13 protein-coding genes are annotated in these 16,473 nt (G+C 74.0%); 8 read left to right on the top strand and 5 right to left on the bottom strand.

The window, feature by feature from the left end; genetic code table 11:
* Positions 1–98: 98 nt before the first annotated feature.
* On the bottom strand, positions 99–512 hold the full coding sequence (locus tag D476_RS0106065) for a DUF3151 domain-containing protein (RefSeq protein WP_017623072.1): 414 nt from the start codon (positions 510–512) through the stop codon (positions 99–101).
* A 145-nt stretch (positions 513–657) separates the two neighbouring features.
* Positions 658–1,680: a class II fructose-bisphosphate aldolase gene (fbaA, locus tag D476_RS0106060; protein WP_017623071.1), complete on the bottom strand. Its 1,023-nt coding sequence runs from the start codon at positions 1,678–1,680 to the stop codon at positions 658–660.
* Between the two features lie 333 nt (positions 1,681–2,013).
* Here fbaA and D476_RS0106055 point away from each other — a divergent pair, with 333 nt between their 5' ends.
* Entirely contained in the window at positions 2,014–2,397 is a 384-nt protein-coding gene (locus D476_RS0106055; RefSeq protein ID WP_017623070.1) for a RodZ domain-containing protein, read from the top strand.
* Positions 2,398–2,597: 200 nt separating this feature from the next.
* Entirely contained in the window at positions 2,598–2,969 is a 372-nt protein-coding gene (locus D476_RS0106050; protein ID WP_017623069.1) for a hypothetical protein, read from the top strand.
* Positions 2,970–3,028: 59 nt separating this feature from the next.
* Here D476_RS0106050 and pyrE read toward each other — a convergent pair whose 3' ends face one another.
* Positions 3,029–3,562, bottom strand: coding sequence for an orotate phosphoribosyltransferase (gene pyrE / locus D476_RS0106045; protein ID WP_017623068.1), 534 nt, complete (start codon positions 3,560–3,562; stop codon positions 3,029–3,031).
* 51 nt (positions 3,563–3,613) lie between these two features.
* On the opposite strand from pyrE, the gene cutA reads away from it, so the two are divergent.
* Positions 3,614–3,949: a divalent-cation tolerance protein CutA gene (gene cutA, locus D476_RS0106040; protein WP_017623067.1), complete on the top strand. Its 336-nt coding sequence runs from the start codon at positions 3,614–3,616 to the stop codon at positions 3,947–3,949.
* Complete coding sequence (locus D476_RS0106035; protein ID WP_017623066.1) at positions 3,946–4,515, top strand: hypothetical protein; 570 nt, start codon at positions 3,946–3,948, stop codon at positions 4,513–4,515. The genes cutA and D476_RS0106035 overlap by 4 nt, the downstream gene beginning before the upstream one ends.
* 634 nt (positions 4,516–5,149) lie before the next feature.
* Here the strand turns inward: D476_RS0106035 and D476_RS0106025 are convergent.
* On the bottom strand, positions 5,150–5,902 hold the full coding sequence (locus D476_RS0106025; RefSeq protein ID WP_040725395.1) for a hypothetical protein: 753 nt from the start codon (positions 5,900–5,902) through the stop codon (positions 5,150–5,152).
* Between the two features lie 270 nt (positions 5,903–6,172).
* Here D476_RS0106025 and D476_RS0106020 point away from each other — a divergent pair, with 270 nt between their 5' ends.
* The 3 genes from D476_RS0106020 to D476_RS0106010 all read left to right on the top strand — a co-directional run bounded on the left by D476_RS0106020 (position 6,173) and on the right by D476_RS0106010 (position 11,646).
* A complete protein-coding gene (locus tag D476_RS0106020) occupies positions 6,173–9,046 on the top strand; it encodes a sigma-70 family RNA polymerase sigma factor (protein ID WP_026123280.1) in 2,874 nt (957 codons plus the stop codon).
* Between the two features lie 228 nt (positions 9,047–9,274).
* A complete protein-coding gene (locus D476_RS0106015; protein ID WP_017623063.1) occupies positions 9,275–11,053 on the top strand; it encodes an NYN domain-containing protein in 1,779 nt (592 codons plus the stop codon).
* 41 nt (positions 11,054–11,094) lie between these two features.
* The gene (locus D476_RS0106010) at positions 11,095–11,646 is read left to right on the top strand and encodes a tetratricopeptide repeat protein (RefSeq protein WP_026123279.1); all 552 of its coding nucleotides are present in this window, start codon (positions 11,095–11,097) and stop codon (positions 11,644–11,646) included.
* Here D476_RS0106010 and D476_RS0106005 read toward each other — a convergent pair.
* Positions 11,643–12,296: an HAD family hydrolase gene (locus tag D476_RS0106005; protein ID WP_017623061.1), complete on the bottom strand. Its 654-nt coding sequence runs from the start codon at positions 12,294–12,296 to the stop codon at positions 11,643–11,645. The genes D476_RS0106010 and D476_RS0106005 overlap by 4 nt on opposite strands.
* Before the next feature lie 528 nt (positions 12,297–12,824).
* Between D476_RS0106005 and D476_RS0106000 the strand changes: the two genes are divergently transcribed.
* Complete coding sequence (locus D476_RS0106000) at positions 12,825–16,457, top strand: ribonucleoside-diphosphate reductase subunit alpha (protein WP_017623060.1); 3,633 nt, start codon at positions 12,825–12,827, stop codon at positions 16,455–16,457.
* Positions 16,458–16,473 lie beyond the last annotated feature (16 nt).

Genomic DNA, 16,473 nt, shown 5'->3' with positions numbered 1-16,473 from the left:
CACGCGCGTTAAGCACGGAATTGCCCGGTCAGTGCCGGTCGGTGCCCTTCGGCGCAGGTGGGTGCGGGCCGGGGCCGACGGGCGGCCCCACGCCCCGCTCAGGACAGCGCCTCGGCGGCCTCGGCGCTGCTCTCCCGCAGGAACGTGGAGCAGCGCTCCTCCTCCTCGCTCTCCCCGATCTCCCCGGCGGCGCGGGCGAGCGCGTTCAGGGCGCGCAGGAAGCCCTGGTTGGGCCCGTGGTCCCACGGGACCGGGCCGTGCCCCTTCCAGCCCGCGCGGCGGAGCTGGTCCAGGCCGCGGTGGTAGCCGGTGCGGGCGTAGGCGTAGGCGGTCACCGGGTCCCCAGCCTCCAGCGCGCGCTCGGCGAGCGCGGCCCAGGCGGCCGAGTACGACGGGTTGCGCGCGGCGACCTCGGAGGGGTCGGTGCCGGAGGCCAGCGCCTCGCGCGCCTCGGGCTGGTCGGGGAGGCGGGTGGCCGGCGGCTCCCCGAGGAGATTCGCATGCAGGTCCATGGCCCCATCCTGCCAGGGGGCGCGCGCCCGGCCGACGCGTCCGCCCATGGATGTCAGGCGGCCGGGCGCGCATCGGCCCCCGAATCCGCTGGGAACCGGGGGCCGGCCCAGGGGCGCACCCGCAGGGTGCGCTCCCACGGGCAGATTAGTTCATCTTCTGCCCTGCGCACTTCAACTGGCGGCACGCGTCGACCACGCGTTCGGCCATTCCGGCCTCGGCGGCCTTGCCGTAGGAGCGCGGGTCGTACTGCTTCTTGTTGCCGACCTCGCCGTCGACCTTGAGCACGCCCTCGTAGTTGCGCAGCATGTGGTCGGCGATGGGGCGGGTGAAGGCGTACTGCGTGTCGGTGTCGATGTTCATCTTCACCACGCCGTAGTCGATGGCGGCGTGGATCTCCTCCAGGGTGGAGCCGGAGCCGCCGTGGAAGACGAAGTCGAACGGCTTGGTGCGGCCGTACTTCTCGCCGACCGCGTCCTGGGCCTCCTTGAGGACCTCGGGGCGCAGCTTGACGTGGCCCGGCTTGTAGACGCCGTGCACGTTGCCGAAGGTGAGGGCGGTCATGTAGTAGCCCTCGTCGCCCAGGCCCAGGGCCTCGGCGGTGCGCAGGGCGTCCTCGGGGGTGGTGTACAGCTTCTCGTTGATCTCGCCGACGATGCCGTCCTCCTCGCCGCCGACCACGCCGACCTCGATCTCCAGGATCGTGCGCGCGGCGTTGGACTTGGCCAGCAGCTCCCCGGCGATCTCGAGGTTCTCCTCCAGCGGCACGGCCGAGCCGTCCCACATGTGGGACTGGAAGAGCGGCTGCTGCCCCTTGGCCACCCGCTCCTCGGACAGCGCGAGCAGCGGACGGACGAACCCGTCCAGCTTGTCCTTGGGGCAGTGGTCGGTGTGCAGGGCGATGTTCACCGGGTACTTGTCGGCGACCACGCGGGCGTACTCGGCGAAGGCCACGGAACCGGTGACCATGTCCTTGACGGTCGCGCCGGAGAGGAACTCGGCTCCCCCGGTCGAGATCTGGACGATGCCGTCGCTCTCCGCCTCGGCGAAGCCGCGCAGGGCGGCGTGCAGGGTCTGGCTGGAGGTCACGTTGATCGCGGGGTAGGCGAAGCCCTGGGACTTCGCGCGGCCCAGCATCTCCGTGTAGACCTCCGGGGTCGCGATGGGCATGGTGTGACTCCCTGGTTGGCCTGGAGTGATCCGGTTGCGGCGCCCCCGGTCTCCCGGGGGTCCTGCGCCCCAGTATCGCGAACCTGAAAAGCCCGCGGAAAGGTCTAGACCAAATGTACGGAATGGGCGGGTGACCGCCCTGGTGTCCGGGTCGAGACCGGATGCGGCCAGAAGGGGGGAATTCAGAACCCTGGGTAGGACCGCGGTGGCGGTGCGTAGGAATTCCGGCGATATTCGCCGCTGCGTCCCCCCGGGTCTCGAATGCCCCGCGTGATTCACGCTACATTCACCCCCGTGGGACGACATCGCAACGACCCTCGGGGCATCGGGCAGGTGCTGGGCATCGCCGCCGCGATCGCCGTCTTCGTCGTGCTCGTGGGCCTCGGGGTGTTCTTCCTGTACAACTCCCTGCCGGGGCAGGCGTCCGCGCCGTCCACGGCGACCCCTCCGGCCGCCGCGGAGGAGGCGGGCGAGGCCGACGACAGCGTGCTCTACATCAAGGTCGTGGGCGAGGCCAGCGACGTCCTCGTGCGCGTTCCCGGCGGCGAGGTGCTCACCGACGCCACCATGACCCAGGGGCAGTTCCTCAGCTACGACCACCCGGAGCTGGACGTGACCCTGGGCGACCCGGAGGCCGTGGAGGTGTACGTCAACGGCGACCTGATGGACCTCTCCGACGCCGGGGAGGACTACTCCTTCGTGGCCGAGGCGGCCTGACCGCGGCCCCCGGCCCCCTCCCCCGCAGCCCCTTCGCCGCCCCCTGAAACCCGCTGTGGCCTGGGATTTTTCTGAGAGGGGCGGGTGGCGGCGCCCCGGCGACGGTTATTGCTTTTAGTCACTATCTCCTTACTCTGAGTGATTGTCCGGTGGTCGGGCGTCCCCGCACCACGGTCGACGAACCTCGCAAGGAGACACCCATGTCCATTGCACGCAACGCCGGCGCCGCGGCGCTGATCGGCGGGCTCGCCGGTGGGATGCTGCTCCCCCTGCCCGCCTCGGCCGACGCCGAAGAGGTCGAGTACGTCTACCTGGAGAACAGGATCGAGGGCTACGACGACGGGGAGCTCGTCGGCTACGTCGAGGCGGTCGACCAGGACACGCTGCGCATCCACGACGAGCGCTGCGACGCCTACAGCCCGCACGCCGAGGTGGACGCCGAGCCCGGCACCGAGTACTGGGACGCGGAGGGCTGCAACGGCGACGGGGCGACCCACGACGTGCCGCGCTCGTACCACTTCCGGCTCAGCATGGCCGGCGTCAACCACTCCGAATGGCACCCGATCACCTGACCGGGAAGCGGAGTCCGGCCGCGGCCGCGAGGCGCGAGCCCCGCGGCCGCGGAACGCGCTCACACGTCCAGGTCGGACGCCTCGAACACGGCGCGGTACTCCAGGCCCTCGCCGACGACCTTCTCCCGGGCCCCGCGGTCCACGATCACCGCGACGCCCGCCACCTCCGCGCCGGCCTCGCGCAGCGCCTCCACCGCGGTCAGCACCGACCCGCCGGTGGTGGAGGTGTCCTCGACCGCGAGCACCCGCCGCCCGGCCACGTCCGGCCCCTCGATCCGCCGCTGCAGCCCGTGCGCCTTCCCGGCCTTGCGCACCACGAACGCGTCCAGGGCCCGGCCCTGCGCGGCGGCCGCGTGCAGCATCGCCGCGCCGACCGGGTCGGCCCCCAGGGTCAGCCCGCCCACGGCCTCGTAGTCCAGGTCGGCGGTGGCCTCCAGCATGGCCCGCCCGACCAGCGGGGCGCTCCGCCCGTCCAGGGTCACCCGGCGCAGGTCGACGTAGTAGTCGGCCTCCTTGCCCGAGGAGAGGGTGACGCGGCCGTGCACCACGGCCTTATCGTTGACGTGTCGCAGCAGTTCTTCGCGGTCGCTCATGCCTCATGAGCCTAGACCGGCCGGATCACCACCCTGAGCAGCGGAGGAACGATGGAGCGGGACGCCGGGCACGTGCGTGTGGAGACCACCGCGGCCGACCGGAAGGGGGCCGAGGAGCTGGCCCGCTCGGTGGTCGAGCACAGGCTGGCCGCCTGCGCCCAGGTGTCCGGGCCGATCACCAGTTTCTTCCGGTGGGAGGAGGCGGTGCAGGCCGAGGAGGAGTGGACGGTGGTCATGAAGACCGCCGCCGACCGCCTCGACGCCCTGACCGCGCACCTCAACGAGGTCCACCCCTACGACGTCCCCGAGATCGTGGCCGTCCCGGTGCAGGGCGGCTCCGCCGACTACCTGGAGTGGGTCACCGACGAGACCCGCCCCGTCCGTTGAGGCCCGGCCGCCCGCTCCTGCTGAGCGCCTGGCCCGGCCTCGCCGAAGCGCTGGAGGCCCACGGCCTGGCGCCCGTCAGCGCCGCCCCCGATCCCGCCGCGGGGCCGCCGTACGCGGCGTCCTTCGTGGCGGCCGCCTCCCTGGCCGCCGCCGCGCAGGCGCCGCCCGCGCCCCTGATCGTCGCCGTCGGCGAGGCGGCGCCGCTGGCCGCGGCCGTCGGCGCCGCCCAGCGCGCGGCACGCCGCCCGCCGTCCGGGTACGTGATCGCCGACGGCCTCATGCCCCAGCCGGGCACCCCCAGCCGCGCCGACCTGCGGCGGGCCCAGAACCCGGACCTCGGGCCGGACCCCGGCGCGGCACAGGCTCCCCCCGGCTACGGCTCCGAGCCCCTTCCGCCGGTCCAGGACTGGCCCGACGCCCCGTGCGGGTACCTGTACACCGATGCCCGCCACGCCCCCTGCGCCCGCCGGGCCGCCCTCCGGGGCTGGCCGGTGAAGGACGCCACCGGAGCCGCAGGCCCGGCGGACCTCGCCGAAGCGCTGTTGTCCCTGGTCGAAGAGATGTAGCGGTGGGCCCCCGGGCCTCCCGGGGTACATTCCAGGCATACCGGGCACGCGATCGGCCGTTCGGGCGTCCAGCGCGGCGAGGAGGGCGCCCCGGAGCCGACCGCGGCGGTGGAACCACCGCCCTCGGCCCTCCCCAGGCCGCCCGGGGCCCGCCGCCCGGCGGGATCGGGGAACCGGCCCGCACACACAAAAGGGGAGGCGCGCCCGCCTCCCCTTGCGGACGCGCCTCCTTTGGGGGAACGCCGTGGGGCGTTCCCTCGGTTACCGGTCGGTTCGGGGGGTCGCCCCCACCGGGGGCCAGAGGACCCTCCCGCTCGACGAGCCGGCAACCCTTCACCGGGACGGAACCCGGTGGCGGCCGGTCCGCGCGCTCCCGCCCCCTCAAACGGGGCGCCGCAGGCCGGCCTGCCGCCCGTGCCGGGCCCCGCCCCCTCTGCGGGGCCGCGTGCACCGGCGGCGCCTGGGGGTCAGTCGGCGGCCACGGCGCACCTCGCCTCGGTTCCGGACGGCGCCGAGGACGCGGGCCGCACATGCGGCCTGGTGCGCATGCGCAGTCGCGACCGCGTGCACAGGGCGCACGGCGCGCCCGGCTCGGACCGGTGGGCGGGGACGGGGTCGGGGACGGTGTGGGCGGTCATGTGGAGAGCGGCCTTCCGATGTCGTCCAACAGGGCGCGCGCCTCGCGCTCGGTCTCCGGGAGCGGCACGGTCCACAACTCCGCGCCGTGCTCCCGGCAGAGGTTCTCGCGCAGGTGGCGGGTGTGCTCCGCCAGCTCCGGCCCGTCCGGGGCCAGCACCGCCAGCCGGGTCCTGCTCAGCAGCGCCAGGGACTCCCCCGAGCTGAAGGACCGGCTCAGCTCGTGGCCGAGCACGATCAGCTGGGCGGTGCGCCGCCACGGGTCGGCCCGCTGCTCCAAGGCGACCACCACCAGCCGGTGCCGCGCCGCGGCACCGGCCCCCGTGCCGGCGCCCCGGTACAGCTCCCCCATCCGGGTGTGCAGGTAGGCGGCGGTCGCCAGCCCGGTCAGCGGGTCCTGGCAGTCGTCGGGCGACCGCCCGCCGTCCACCCACCCCTCGGCCAGCGCCCGCAGCAGCGGCAGCGGCACGCCGTGCCAGCCGAGCACCTCGCCCAGGGACGCCAGGTCGGCCATGGCCGCGCCGATGCCCACCCCCGAGCGGGCCCGCGCCTGGCCGAACCGGAAGCAGCCCGGCGCCAGGTCGTCCCCGCCCGCCGCCGCCTCGCAGATCTGGTCCACCACCGGGGTCCACCAGTCGTCCGGCGGATCCCAGCCGTTCTCCCGGCTCCTGCGGCTCCACAGGGTGCGCAGCCTGCGGCGCTCGGCCGCGTCGCGCACCCGTTCGGGGCCGTCCCGTCCACATGCCTCCATCGCTGAAGCTCCCGTCGTCGTCCGCGTTCGGGCGCCTTCCGGCAGGGCCCACGCCCCCGTTGCGGTGGGCCCCACCGGTGCGCCTTCACCCCTAATCACGGACTCGGGTAGCGGCTATGACGCGATTGCGGGATATTTTTTTCGGCTTTCTTTCGCGGGGCGGTCCGCGGGGAGACGGGGAGCGCGGCGGAGGGGCCGCACCGGACCGCCCGCCCCGCGGGCGATGCACGGAATACGCGGACGCCGGAGACCGGCGGGAGGGGCGGGTGCATGGCGGACGCTCGGGGTGAGCACACCGAGTTGCTGGCCGGGGACGACGAGTTGCTGGACCGTGTGCGAGCAGGCGATACCGGCGCCTTCGGCACACTGTGGGAGCGGCACGTCGACGCCGCGCGCGGTCTGGCGCGCCAGCTCGTCCGGGGCGAGGCCGAGGTGGACGACGCGGTCGCCGACGCCTTCGCCCGGGTCCTGGACGTGCTGCAGCGCGGCGGCGGGCCCTCCGCCGGGTTCCGGCCCTACCTGCTCACGGCGCTGCGGCACTGTGTCTACGACCGGGGCCGCAAGGACAAGCGGCAGGTCGTCACCGACGACATGGAGCGCTTCGACAGCGGCGAGCCGTTCGTCGACCCGGCCCTGGAAGGGCTGGAGCGGTCGCTGATCGCGCGGGCGTTCCTGTCGCTGCGCCCGGACTGGCAGTCGGTGCTCTGGTACACCGAGATCGAGGGGCTGGGCCCGGCCGAGGCCGCCGGATACCTGGGCAAGGACCCGGGCAGCGTGGCCGCCATGGCCTACCGGGCCCGCGAGGGGCTGCGCCGCGCCTACCTCCAGATGCACCTGGCGGGCGGCGCCCCGGCGGAGAGCTGCCGCCCGGCCCTGGAGCTGCTCGGCGGCTACGTGCGCGGCGGGCTGGCCAAGCGGGACACCGCGGTGGTCGAGCGCCACCTGGACGACTGCGCGCAGTGCCGGGAGGTCTGCGCGGAGCTGATGGACGTCAACGTCGGGCTGCGCGGGCTGGTGCTGCCGCTCATCGCGGGCCCCGCGGCCGCCGGGTACCTGGCGAGCCTGCCCTCCGGCGCCCTGGCGGGCGGCTGGTGGACCCGGATGTCCAAGGGGCAGCAGCAGGCCACCGCCGCCGGGACGGCCGCGACCGCCGTCGCCGCGGCGGTCGCCCTGGCCCTGGTGGGCGCCGACGAGCCGCTGCCGCCGCCCGGGTCGCCGCCCCCGGCCGCGGCGCCGCCCGCGCAGGACCCGCCGCAGGAGGCCCCGCCCGGGGCCGACCCTCCGCAGGCCCCTCCGGCCGGTCCGCCGGCCGATCCCCCGGCCGATCCGCCCGCGAACCCCCCGGCCGAGGAGGACCGTCCGCAGGACCCGCCGCCGGAGGACGGGCCCGACCCGGACGAACCCGCCCCGGACGAGCCCGACCCCGAGGACCCCCCGGCCCCGGAGGAGCCGGGGCGGCCCGCGTTCGCCGCCCGGGTCGACCCGGTCGGGTCGCTGGTGCCGGGCCGCCCCGGCATCGTGGTGATGAGCGTGGCCAACGAGGGCGACCCGGCCGTGGACGACGTGATCGCCGACATCCTGCTTCCGCGGGGGGTGTCCTTCGGCGAGGGCGGCGGCCCCGGCAGCACGGTCCCGTTCGCGCCCGGTCAGGACGGGTGGAGCTGCACGCCCAGCGACCAGGGCGCGCGCTGCGTGCGCTCGGGCCTGGACGCGGGGGAGAGCACCACCGAGTACCTCGACGTCGACGTGGACGGGGGCGCCCCGGCCGGGAACCCGCCCCGGATCCGGGTGTCGTCCGGCGGCGAGAGCGTTTCGGCGGGCGGGACCTACGGCGTCGACCCGGAGGGGACCCCCGCGCGGTACGCCACCGCCGGGCGCGTGCGCGTCGAGAGCGTCGGCAACGCGCTGCTGACGTGCGAGGACCCGGAGCCGCCGGAGGAGGACCACGACCACGGGCACGACCACGGCGACTGGCCCTGGTGGCCGGGCGTCGTCGGAGGCGGCCACGATCACGGCCACGACCACGGCCACGGGCGCCATCACGGCGACCAGGCCGCCGCGCCCCCCGCCGACGAGCGCCCGGCCCCCGCCGCCCCCGACCTCTCGGACGCCCCCGAAGGGCAGGAGGGGCCCACGTCCCCCGCCGACCCCGGCGGGCCGGAGGCGCCCGAGGCCCCTTCCCCGCCGACCCCCGCGCCCCCCGAGGAGCCCGAGAAGCCGGAAGCGCCCGACAAGCCCTCCCCGGAGAAACCGGAGAAGCCCGAGACCCCCGCCCCCGAGAAGCCCGGGACCCCCGAACCCCCTGAGTACCCCGAGGAGCCCGAACCCCCCGAGACGGGCCCCGGCCCCTGCTCCGAGGCCCAGCAGCGCCAGGGCGAGCAGCGCGACAACGACCTGTGGGACATGGTCCCGCTCGACCTGGACTCCGACCCCGGGACCCGCACCTCCAGCTCCGCCCGCTGGACGCTGCCCTCCGGCGGCTCGGTCCGCTGGGCCGGCCTGTACTTCTCCGGTGTCGGCGACCCCGGTGCCGCCTCCGCCCGCATCAAGGGGCCCGGCTCGTCCTCCTACACCGGGGTCGCCGCGTCCGACGTGCGCACCGCCGAGCTGCCCGGCTACACCTCCTACCACGCGTTCGCCGACGTCACCTCCCAAGTGCGGGCGGGCGGAGGCGGCGAGTGGTGGGTCGCCGACGTGCCCGGCGAGGAGGGCGTGAGCACCTACGCCGGGTGGAGCCTGGTCGTCGTCCTGGAGGACCCCTCCGAGCGGTTCAACCAGGCCATGGTGCTCGACGACGCCGCGGCGGTCTTCCACGGCGACGGGGTGCGCTTCCCCCTCGCCGGACTGCTGCCCGCCGCCGTCTCCGGCACCGTGGACGTGGCCGCCTGGGAGGGCGACGCCGACCTGCCCGGCGACCGGGTCCTGCTGAACGGGTCGCCGCTCACCCCGTCCGGAGGCGACCGCGACCCGGACAACGCCTTCGCGAGCCATGCCCGGGGCGGCGTCGGGCCGCCGCTGGCCTTCGGCACCGACGTGGTCCGGTTCCCGGCCCGGCTGCCCCGCGACCCCGAGATCCGCCTGGAGGCCGAAGGGGACGCGGTGCTGGCGGGGGTGGTGGCGGTGACGGCCCCGCTGCGCACCTGACGGGCCGCGCGGTCCCGGAGGACCCCTGGTGAGGGGGGCCGGTGTCGGCCGTCCCGCACTCGGCGGGCATCGGCTGTGGCACCCCGCACGCAAACCGACACAGACTTGGCTAGGCTGTGGGCGGCCTGTCCATCGGCCAGGAGCCGATCACAGGCCGGTACTTCGCGGAGCGGCCCGGTGCGCATCAGCCGCTCCGGGCGGCTGGACCTTGGGAAGGGGCGGTGTCGCGTGGATCGCTGCGCGCTGTTCGTTGACGCCGGCTACCTCCTCGCCGACGGCGCGATGGCTGTACACGGAACCCGCAACCGCGACTCCGTTTCCTGGGACTACGCAGGACTCGCCCGGCTCCTGGAGGAGGTGGCCCGCGACCGTACGGGGCTGCCCCTGCTGCGGTGCTACTGGTACGAGGCGACGGCCGACGGCCGCCGCACCCAGGAGCAGGACGGGATCGCGGACATCCCCGGGATCAAGTTCCGAGCCGCGCGCATCCGTCCGGGCAGACGGGAGGGCGTCGAGAGCTATGTGCAAAGAGACCTGACCACCCTGGCCCGCACCGGCATCCTGTGCGAGGCGGTGCTGGTCAGCGGTGACGAGGACATGGCCCAGGTGGTGGCCGACGTCCAGGACATGGGTGTGCGCGTCACCGTCGTGCACGTGTCCGTCGAGGGCAACTGGACGATCTCGCGGGCGCTGCGCCGCGAGTGCGACGACCTCATCGAGATCGGCGCCGGGCACCTGCGGCCCTACGTCAACCTGCTCTCCGGGGCGGGGACGAGCGAGCCCTCCGCCGCCGAGACCACCATGCCGCTGACCAACGGGCGCGCCCGCTCGGCCCCCGAGACCGAGCGGCACCCGGTGGAGGCCCACCCCGCCTCGTCGCGGGTGGAGCCGGCCGCCCAGCAGAGCGGCGGCATGGAGGCGGTGCTGGCGGCCACCGGTGCCCAGCAGGCGGGGGGCGGCAGCGCCATGGACCAGCTCCGGGCCATGCGCCAGACCCTGGACCGGCAGCGCGGCGGCGACCAGCTCGCCCCGCAGACCGGGCCGGACGCGCCCCCGCAGAACACCTCTGGGCCCATCGACGCAAACGGGTTCCCGACCGGGCCGCGCGCCTCACACGCCGCGCCGCCGCGGCAGCAGCCCCCGGCGCCGCCCGCGGCCCCGGCCACCGGGCCCCAGCCCGCCATGGGCCACCAGCACGGCACCGGGCCGCAGCCCTCTCTGGGGCATCAGCACGGCACGGGGCCCCAGCCGGCCATGGGGCACCAGCACGGCACCGGGCCGCAGCCCTCTCTGGGGCACCAGCACGGCACGGGCCCCCAGCACGGTGCCCCGGCGCACCCCGGCACCGGCCCGCAGCCGCCCGTGCACCCCGGCCCGGCGGCCGGTCCCGGCCACGGCGGCCACACCGGGCACACCGGACAGCAGCCCTCCTTCGCCCCGGACGGCTACGGCGCCCCGCAGCAGCGGCCCGCGCCGCCGCAGCCGCCCTACGAACGGGAGGCGCCGCCCGGCGCCGCGCCGCCCGATCCGCGGTATGGGCCCACCACCGGGGAGAACCCCGGGTTCGGAGGTGGCACCGGGCCAAACCCTATTTTTGGGGCCAGTACGGAGGCTGACTCCCCGCAGGGGAGCGGCACGGGGGGACCGCAGGCGCCCCCGGACGGCGGTACTGGCCCCCGACCCCGACCCAGGGTTCATCACGGGCCCTACACCGACCCGACCCCCAGCGCGGACTTCGCCCGCGCCGGGGCGTCGGTCGCGCGCACCATCGAGGACGCGGTGAATGTCGCGCGCCAGGAGGGGAACGACTTCGCCGAGTCCATCGCGCGCGACGCGCCCGTCCTGTGGCTGGAGGCGGTGCTCGTCCGCCGCCCGCGGATGCCCTCCGACCTGGAGGCGCGGCTGCTGCAGGGGTCGGCGCTGCCGATCGACTTCCTGCTGCGCGACGAGGTCCGCGAGGCGCTGCGGCAGGGCTTCTGGGAGGCGCTGGAGCGCCACCGGGAATGACCGGGCGCTGCGGGGGCGGCGACGAGCGAGGGAGGCCGACAGTGACCCGAGTGACCACGGCCGATCTGGACCGCCTGGAGTTCCGGGCCGTCCAGTCCGGCGACCATGCCGACGTGGCGGCCGAGCTCCTCGGGCTGGCCAACAGTGTGGACGCGGACAGCGAGGTCTCGCGCGCCGAGCTGTTCGTGCGCGCCGGAGAGCAGTGGGAGATGGCCCAGGAGTTCGACCGCGCCGCCCGCTCCTACCAGCGCGCGATCGACGACGGCGGCACCACCGTCATCGACGCCCGCGCGCTGCAGGCCGGCGCCCTCCTGGAGCTGGACGACATGGACGGCGCCTGCGCCCGCCTGGAGCAGCTCCGCGCCGAGGGGCCGCGGAACCTGCCCACCTACATCCACATCGCCGAGACCCTCCAGGCCCACGGCGACCTGAAGGGCGCGCACACCTGGTCGACGCTGGGGGTGGAGCGCTTCCGGCACCAGGACGTCTCGCCGTACGTGCACGACCTGCTGATGGAACTGCTGCGGGTCCGCTTTCGGATCCGCGTCGACCTGGGCCTGGACGAGGACGCCCTGGACCGGATGCTCGACTAGCGCGCGCGGGTCCCGCCCTCCAACAGGGCGCGCCCGGTCCGGTAGGCATCCGGCAGGCTGGTGCCCCGGTACGCGGCGGCGGCCAGGTGGGCGATGTGCGCGTCGCCGTTGACGGCGACCGTGTGCGCCAGGTGCCCGAACAGGGGCGCGTCGGACATGGAGTCGCCGTAGGCGACGCAGTCCTCCGGGCGCACGCCCAGAGCCGTGCGCACCTCCTCGGCGATGCGGACCTTGTCCTCGGGGGTGAGGATGCGCTCGGCGTCGGGCGGCGCGGGGAACGGCGGGTCCGGGAACGGCGAGGCGGCGATCCGGTCGAAGCCGAACACCGCCAGCCGCTCGGCGAAGAACGACGGCGACATGGTGATCACCAGGGAGTGCTCACCGCGCCCGCGGATGTCGGCGCAGACCTCGGCGATGCCCTCCAGGAAGGGCCCCGAGGCGAACGCCGTGTCGACGTGCGCCGGGGTCAGGCCCGCCCACACCCCGTACAGTGCGGTGGAGAAGCCGCGGGTGTCCAGCTCGCCCGCGGCGAAGCGGCGCTCCAGGTCGGCGATGGCCTCCTCGGTGCCGCTGGCGCGGGCGATCTCCAGGCTCGCGGTGCTCCCGGCGAGGAGGGTTCCGTCCATGTCGAAGATGTGCAGCCTCGTCATCGGTCGGAAGCCTAACCTGCCGCACTGACGCGCGCTCCACCCCCCCATGCGCCCTGTGACACACGGCTATCTTGAGGTGGTCGCGTCGGAGTGCCACTAGATGTAGAGTCGCTCCCGCCGACGGTTCGCCCCGGTCGTGTGGACGGGGGCGAGGCAAGAGGGAACCCGGTGCGAATCCGGGACTGCCCCGCAGCGGTGAGTGGGGGACGGCGCGGCCTGACGGCCCGAGCGACCGGGGGACCGGGGGGAACCGGTACCGGGTCCGCGCCTTCCGGTGTCCGCATGATCGCACTGGGCGCGCGAGCGCCCGGGAAGCGGCGGACGCCGTGCCGCCCGGCCATGGGCCGGGAGCACACCCGCGAGTCCGAAGACCTGCCGCCGGTGTGCGCCTGCGCGCGCACGTTCGACGGGGCCTCGAGGGCGGGCCGCCGCGAGCCGGGTCCGCCGCGTCCGAGGCAGGGCCCCGCCTCGTGCTTCTCGGCCTCGACTTCCCGACCGGTTGATCGACTACCTGGTGGGAGCGAGCGAATGACCCTCGACACGGAGCCGGCGGCACGGATCGCGGCGGCGGTTCGGGAGGCGGCGGCCGGTCTGGCCGGGGTGCGGCCGGACGCGGTGGAGGCCGAGGCCCGCCGCGGCCTCTACCCCGGCATCCGCGCCGACGAGGTGGACCTGGCGCTGGTCATGGCCGCGCGCAGCCTCGTCGAGGAGGACCCCGACTTCTCGCCGATGGCCGCCCGGCTGCTGCTGGGCTCGCTCCGCCGCGAGGCGCTGACCTTCCTGGCCTCCTCCGGCGACACCGGCGACGCCGCCGGGCAGGCGGACATGGCCGCGCGCTACCCCGCCTACTTCGCCGACTACGTGGCCCGCGGGGTGGAGCTGGGCCAGCTCGACCCGGAGCTGGAGAAGTTCGACCTGGACCGCCTGGGCGCGGCGCTGCGCCCCGAACGGGACCTCGACTTCACCTTCCTCGGCCTGCAGACCCTCTACGACCGGTACTTCCTGCACAGCGACGGGGTGCGCTACGAGCTGCCGCAGGCGTTCTTCATGCGCGTGGCGATGGGCCTGGCCCTGGAGGAGGACGACCGCGACGCACGGGCGGCCGAGTTCTACGACCTGCTGTCCTCGTTCGACTTCATGTGCTCCACCCCCACCCTGTTCAACGCGGGCACGCGCCACGCGCAGCTGTCGTCGTGCTTCCTGACCACGGTCGACGACGACCTGGAGGGGATCTTCAAGGGGATCTCGGACAACGCCCTGCTGTCGAAGTACTCCGGCGGCCTGGGCAACGACTGGACCCCGGTGCGCGGCATCGGATCCCACATCCGCGGCACCAACGGCAAGAGCCAGGGGGTCGTGCCGTTCCTCAAGATCGCCAACGACACGGCGGTGGCGGTCAACCAGTGCTTCGCTCCTGAGACGCCTGTCTACACGGGCGAGGGGACCCTGCCCATCGGTGAGGTCCGCGTGGGCGACCTCGTTCTCGGGAACAGTGGGACATACCGCGAAGTCACCGATGTAATGGTCTACGACCAGACCGAGCCGATGGTCGAGATCAACGTTAAGCACTCGGTCGAAACGCTCAAGGTCACCTCCGGCCACCCCTTCTACGCGATCCGCGGTGTGCCACTCGGCCAGTCGAACAGCCGCACCTACGACTGGCTCGCCAAGGGGAAGGTCCGCACCGAATGGGTGGAAGCGGGCGACCTGGCCGCAGGCGATTACGTCGCACAGGTCGTCCCCCGGGAGACCGTCCCCGTGGAAGGCCTCAGCGTCGAGGACGCCCGGCTCTACGGGATCCTGCTGGGCGACGGCCACCTGGGCAAGCAGGGATCGCAGTGGGGGGTCTCCGGGAACCCGGAGCTCGACCCCCACCTCGACTTCGTGCGCGGCTATCTGGAGAAGCGGGGCATTCATTACTGGGAGACCGGCAGGGGAGACACCTACCTGCAGGTCCACTGGGCCGCGGGTCGTGGCGCCAAGCGCTGCGCCGAGTCGGGGCGCATCACCGGCCCAGGGGAGCCCACGCTTCCGTTCACCGCCGAGGACATCTACGACGGCGACCGCAGGAAGCGGATCGCGCGACGCTTCATGCACCTCCCCCATGATCAGACGAAGGCCTTGCTGCAAGGGCTGCTCGAAACCGACGGGGGTGTCTCGCGCGGGGTGGAGATCTACTTCACCACCACGTCGCGGCCCCTGGCGATGGGCGTCCGGTACCAGTTGCTGCGACTGGGCGTGCCGGCGGCCGGGCAGTACCGGGAGCGCGAGCAGACGCACACCGGGCGCCGCTCGGACGGAACCGAGATCTTCTTCGACGGTGTGGCTAAGGCGTTCGACATCCGTGTCCCCGCGGTGGAGGGGATCGCCGAGCTCATCGGTTGCCGTCCGCTCACCAAGCGGAACTGGATCGAGCACGCCGGGATGGTCTTCACCCGTGTGCGGGATGTGGCCGAGACGGAGACCGTTCCCCAGGTCGTCGACCTGAAGGTTGAGGGCGACGAGACGTATATGACCGCTGCCGCCCTTGCGCACAACGGCGGCAAGCGCAAGGGTGCCGTGTGCGCCTACCTGGAGACGTGGCACATCGACGTCGAGGAGTTCCTCGACCTGCGCAAGAACACCGGGGACGAGCGGCGGCGCACGCATGACATGAACACCGCGAACTGGGTGCCCGACCTGTTCATGCGCCGGGTCGAGGCCGACGCCGAGTGGACCCTGTTCTCCCCCGATGAGACCCCCGACCTGCACGACCTCTACGGGCGCGCGTTCGACGAGAAGTACGAGGCCTACGAGCGCGCCGCCGACGCCGGGGAGATCAAGGTGTGGCGGCGGGTCCGCGCCGTGGAGCTGTGGCGGCGCATGCTCACCATGCTCTTCGAGACCGGCCACCCGTGGATCACCTTCAAGGACCCCTGCAACCTGCGTTCGCCGCAGCGCCACGCCGGGGTGGTCCACTCCTCCAACCTGTGCACCGAGATCACCCTCAACACCAAGGCGGGCGAGGAGGTCGCGGTCTGCAACCTCGGGTCGGTCAACCTGGCCCGGCACGTGCGCGGCGGTGGGCTTGACTCCGAGAAGCTGGAGCGCACCGTGCGCACGGCCGTGCGCATGCTCGACAACGTCATCGACGTGAACTTCTACACCATCCCCGAGGCGAAGGCGGCGAACATGCGCCACCGCCCGGTCGGGCTCGGGCTGATGGGCCACCAGGACGCGCTCTTCCGGCTGCGCATCCCGATGGGCTCGCAGGAGGCGGTGGAGTTCGCCGACTCCAGCATGGAGCTGATCTCCTACCACGCCATCGCGGCCTCCAGCGACCTGGCGGCCGAGCGCGGCGCCTACGCCTCCTTCGACGGGTCGCTGTGGAGCCGGGGCGTCCTGCCCATCGACTCCCTGGAGTACCTGGCGGCCGAGCGCGGCGGCGACCTGGACGCCGACCGCACCGCCCGCCTGGACTGGGACGGGCTGCGCGAGCGGGTGCGCGCGCAGGGCATGCGCAACTCCAACGTCATGGCGATCGCGCCGACCGCCACCATCGCCAACATCACCGGCGTCGGCCAGTCCATCGAGCCGATCTACCGGAACCTGTTCGTGAAGTCGAACATGTCCGGCGACTTCACCGTGGTCAACCCCTACCTGGTGCGCGACCTCAAGGAGCGCGGACTGTGGGACGACGACATGGTGGCGCGGCTCAAGCTGCACGACGGCAGCCTCGGCCCCATCGACCGCGTGCCCGAGGACCTCAAGGAGCTGTACGCCACCGCGTTCGAGGTCGACCCGGAGTGGCTGGTGGACGCCGCCTCCCGGCGCCAGAAGTGGATCGACCAGGCGCAGTCGCTCAACCTCTACATGGCGGCCCCCAGCGGCCGGAAGCTGGACGCGCTGTACCGGCGCGCGTGGAAGACGGGGCTGAAGACCACGTACTACCTGCGCTCGCAGAGCGCCACGCACGTGGAGAAGTCGACACTCAAGGGCACCGACGGCCGCCTGAACGCCGTCGCGGCGACCCCCGCGCCCTCCGCGTCCCCCTCCCCGTCCCCGGTCCCGGCGGCGTCTCCGCAGGCGGCGTCCCCGCAGGCGGGCAGCGCGCCGGAGATCGACCCCGACGCGGGCTCGGCGTGCTCCATCGACGACCCCGAGTGCGAGGCCTGCCAGTAGCGCCGCCCCCCTGGAG

Source organism: Nocardiopsis chromatogenes YIM 90109 (genome assembly GCF_000341185.1).
Taxonomy (GTDB): Bacteria; Actinomycetota; Actinomycetes; order Streptosporangiales; family Streptosporangiaceae; genus Nocardiopsis_A; species Nocardiopsis_A chromatogenes.
This window is presented reverse-complemented; position numbering and strand designations above follow the sequence as displayed.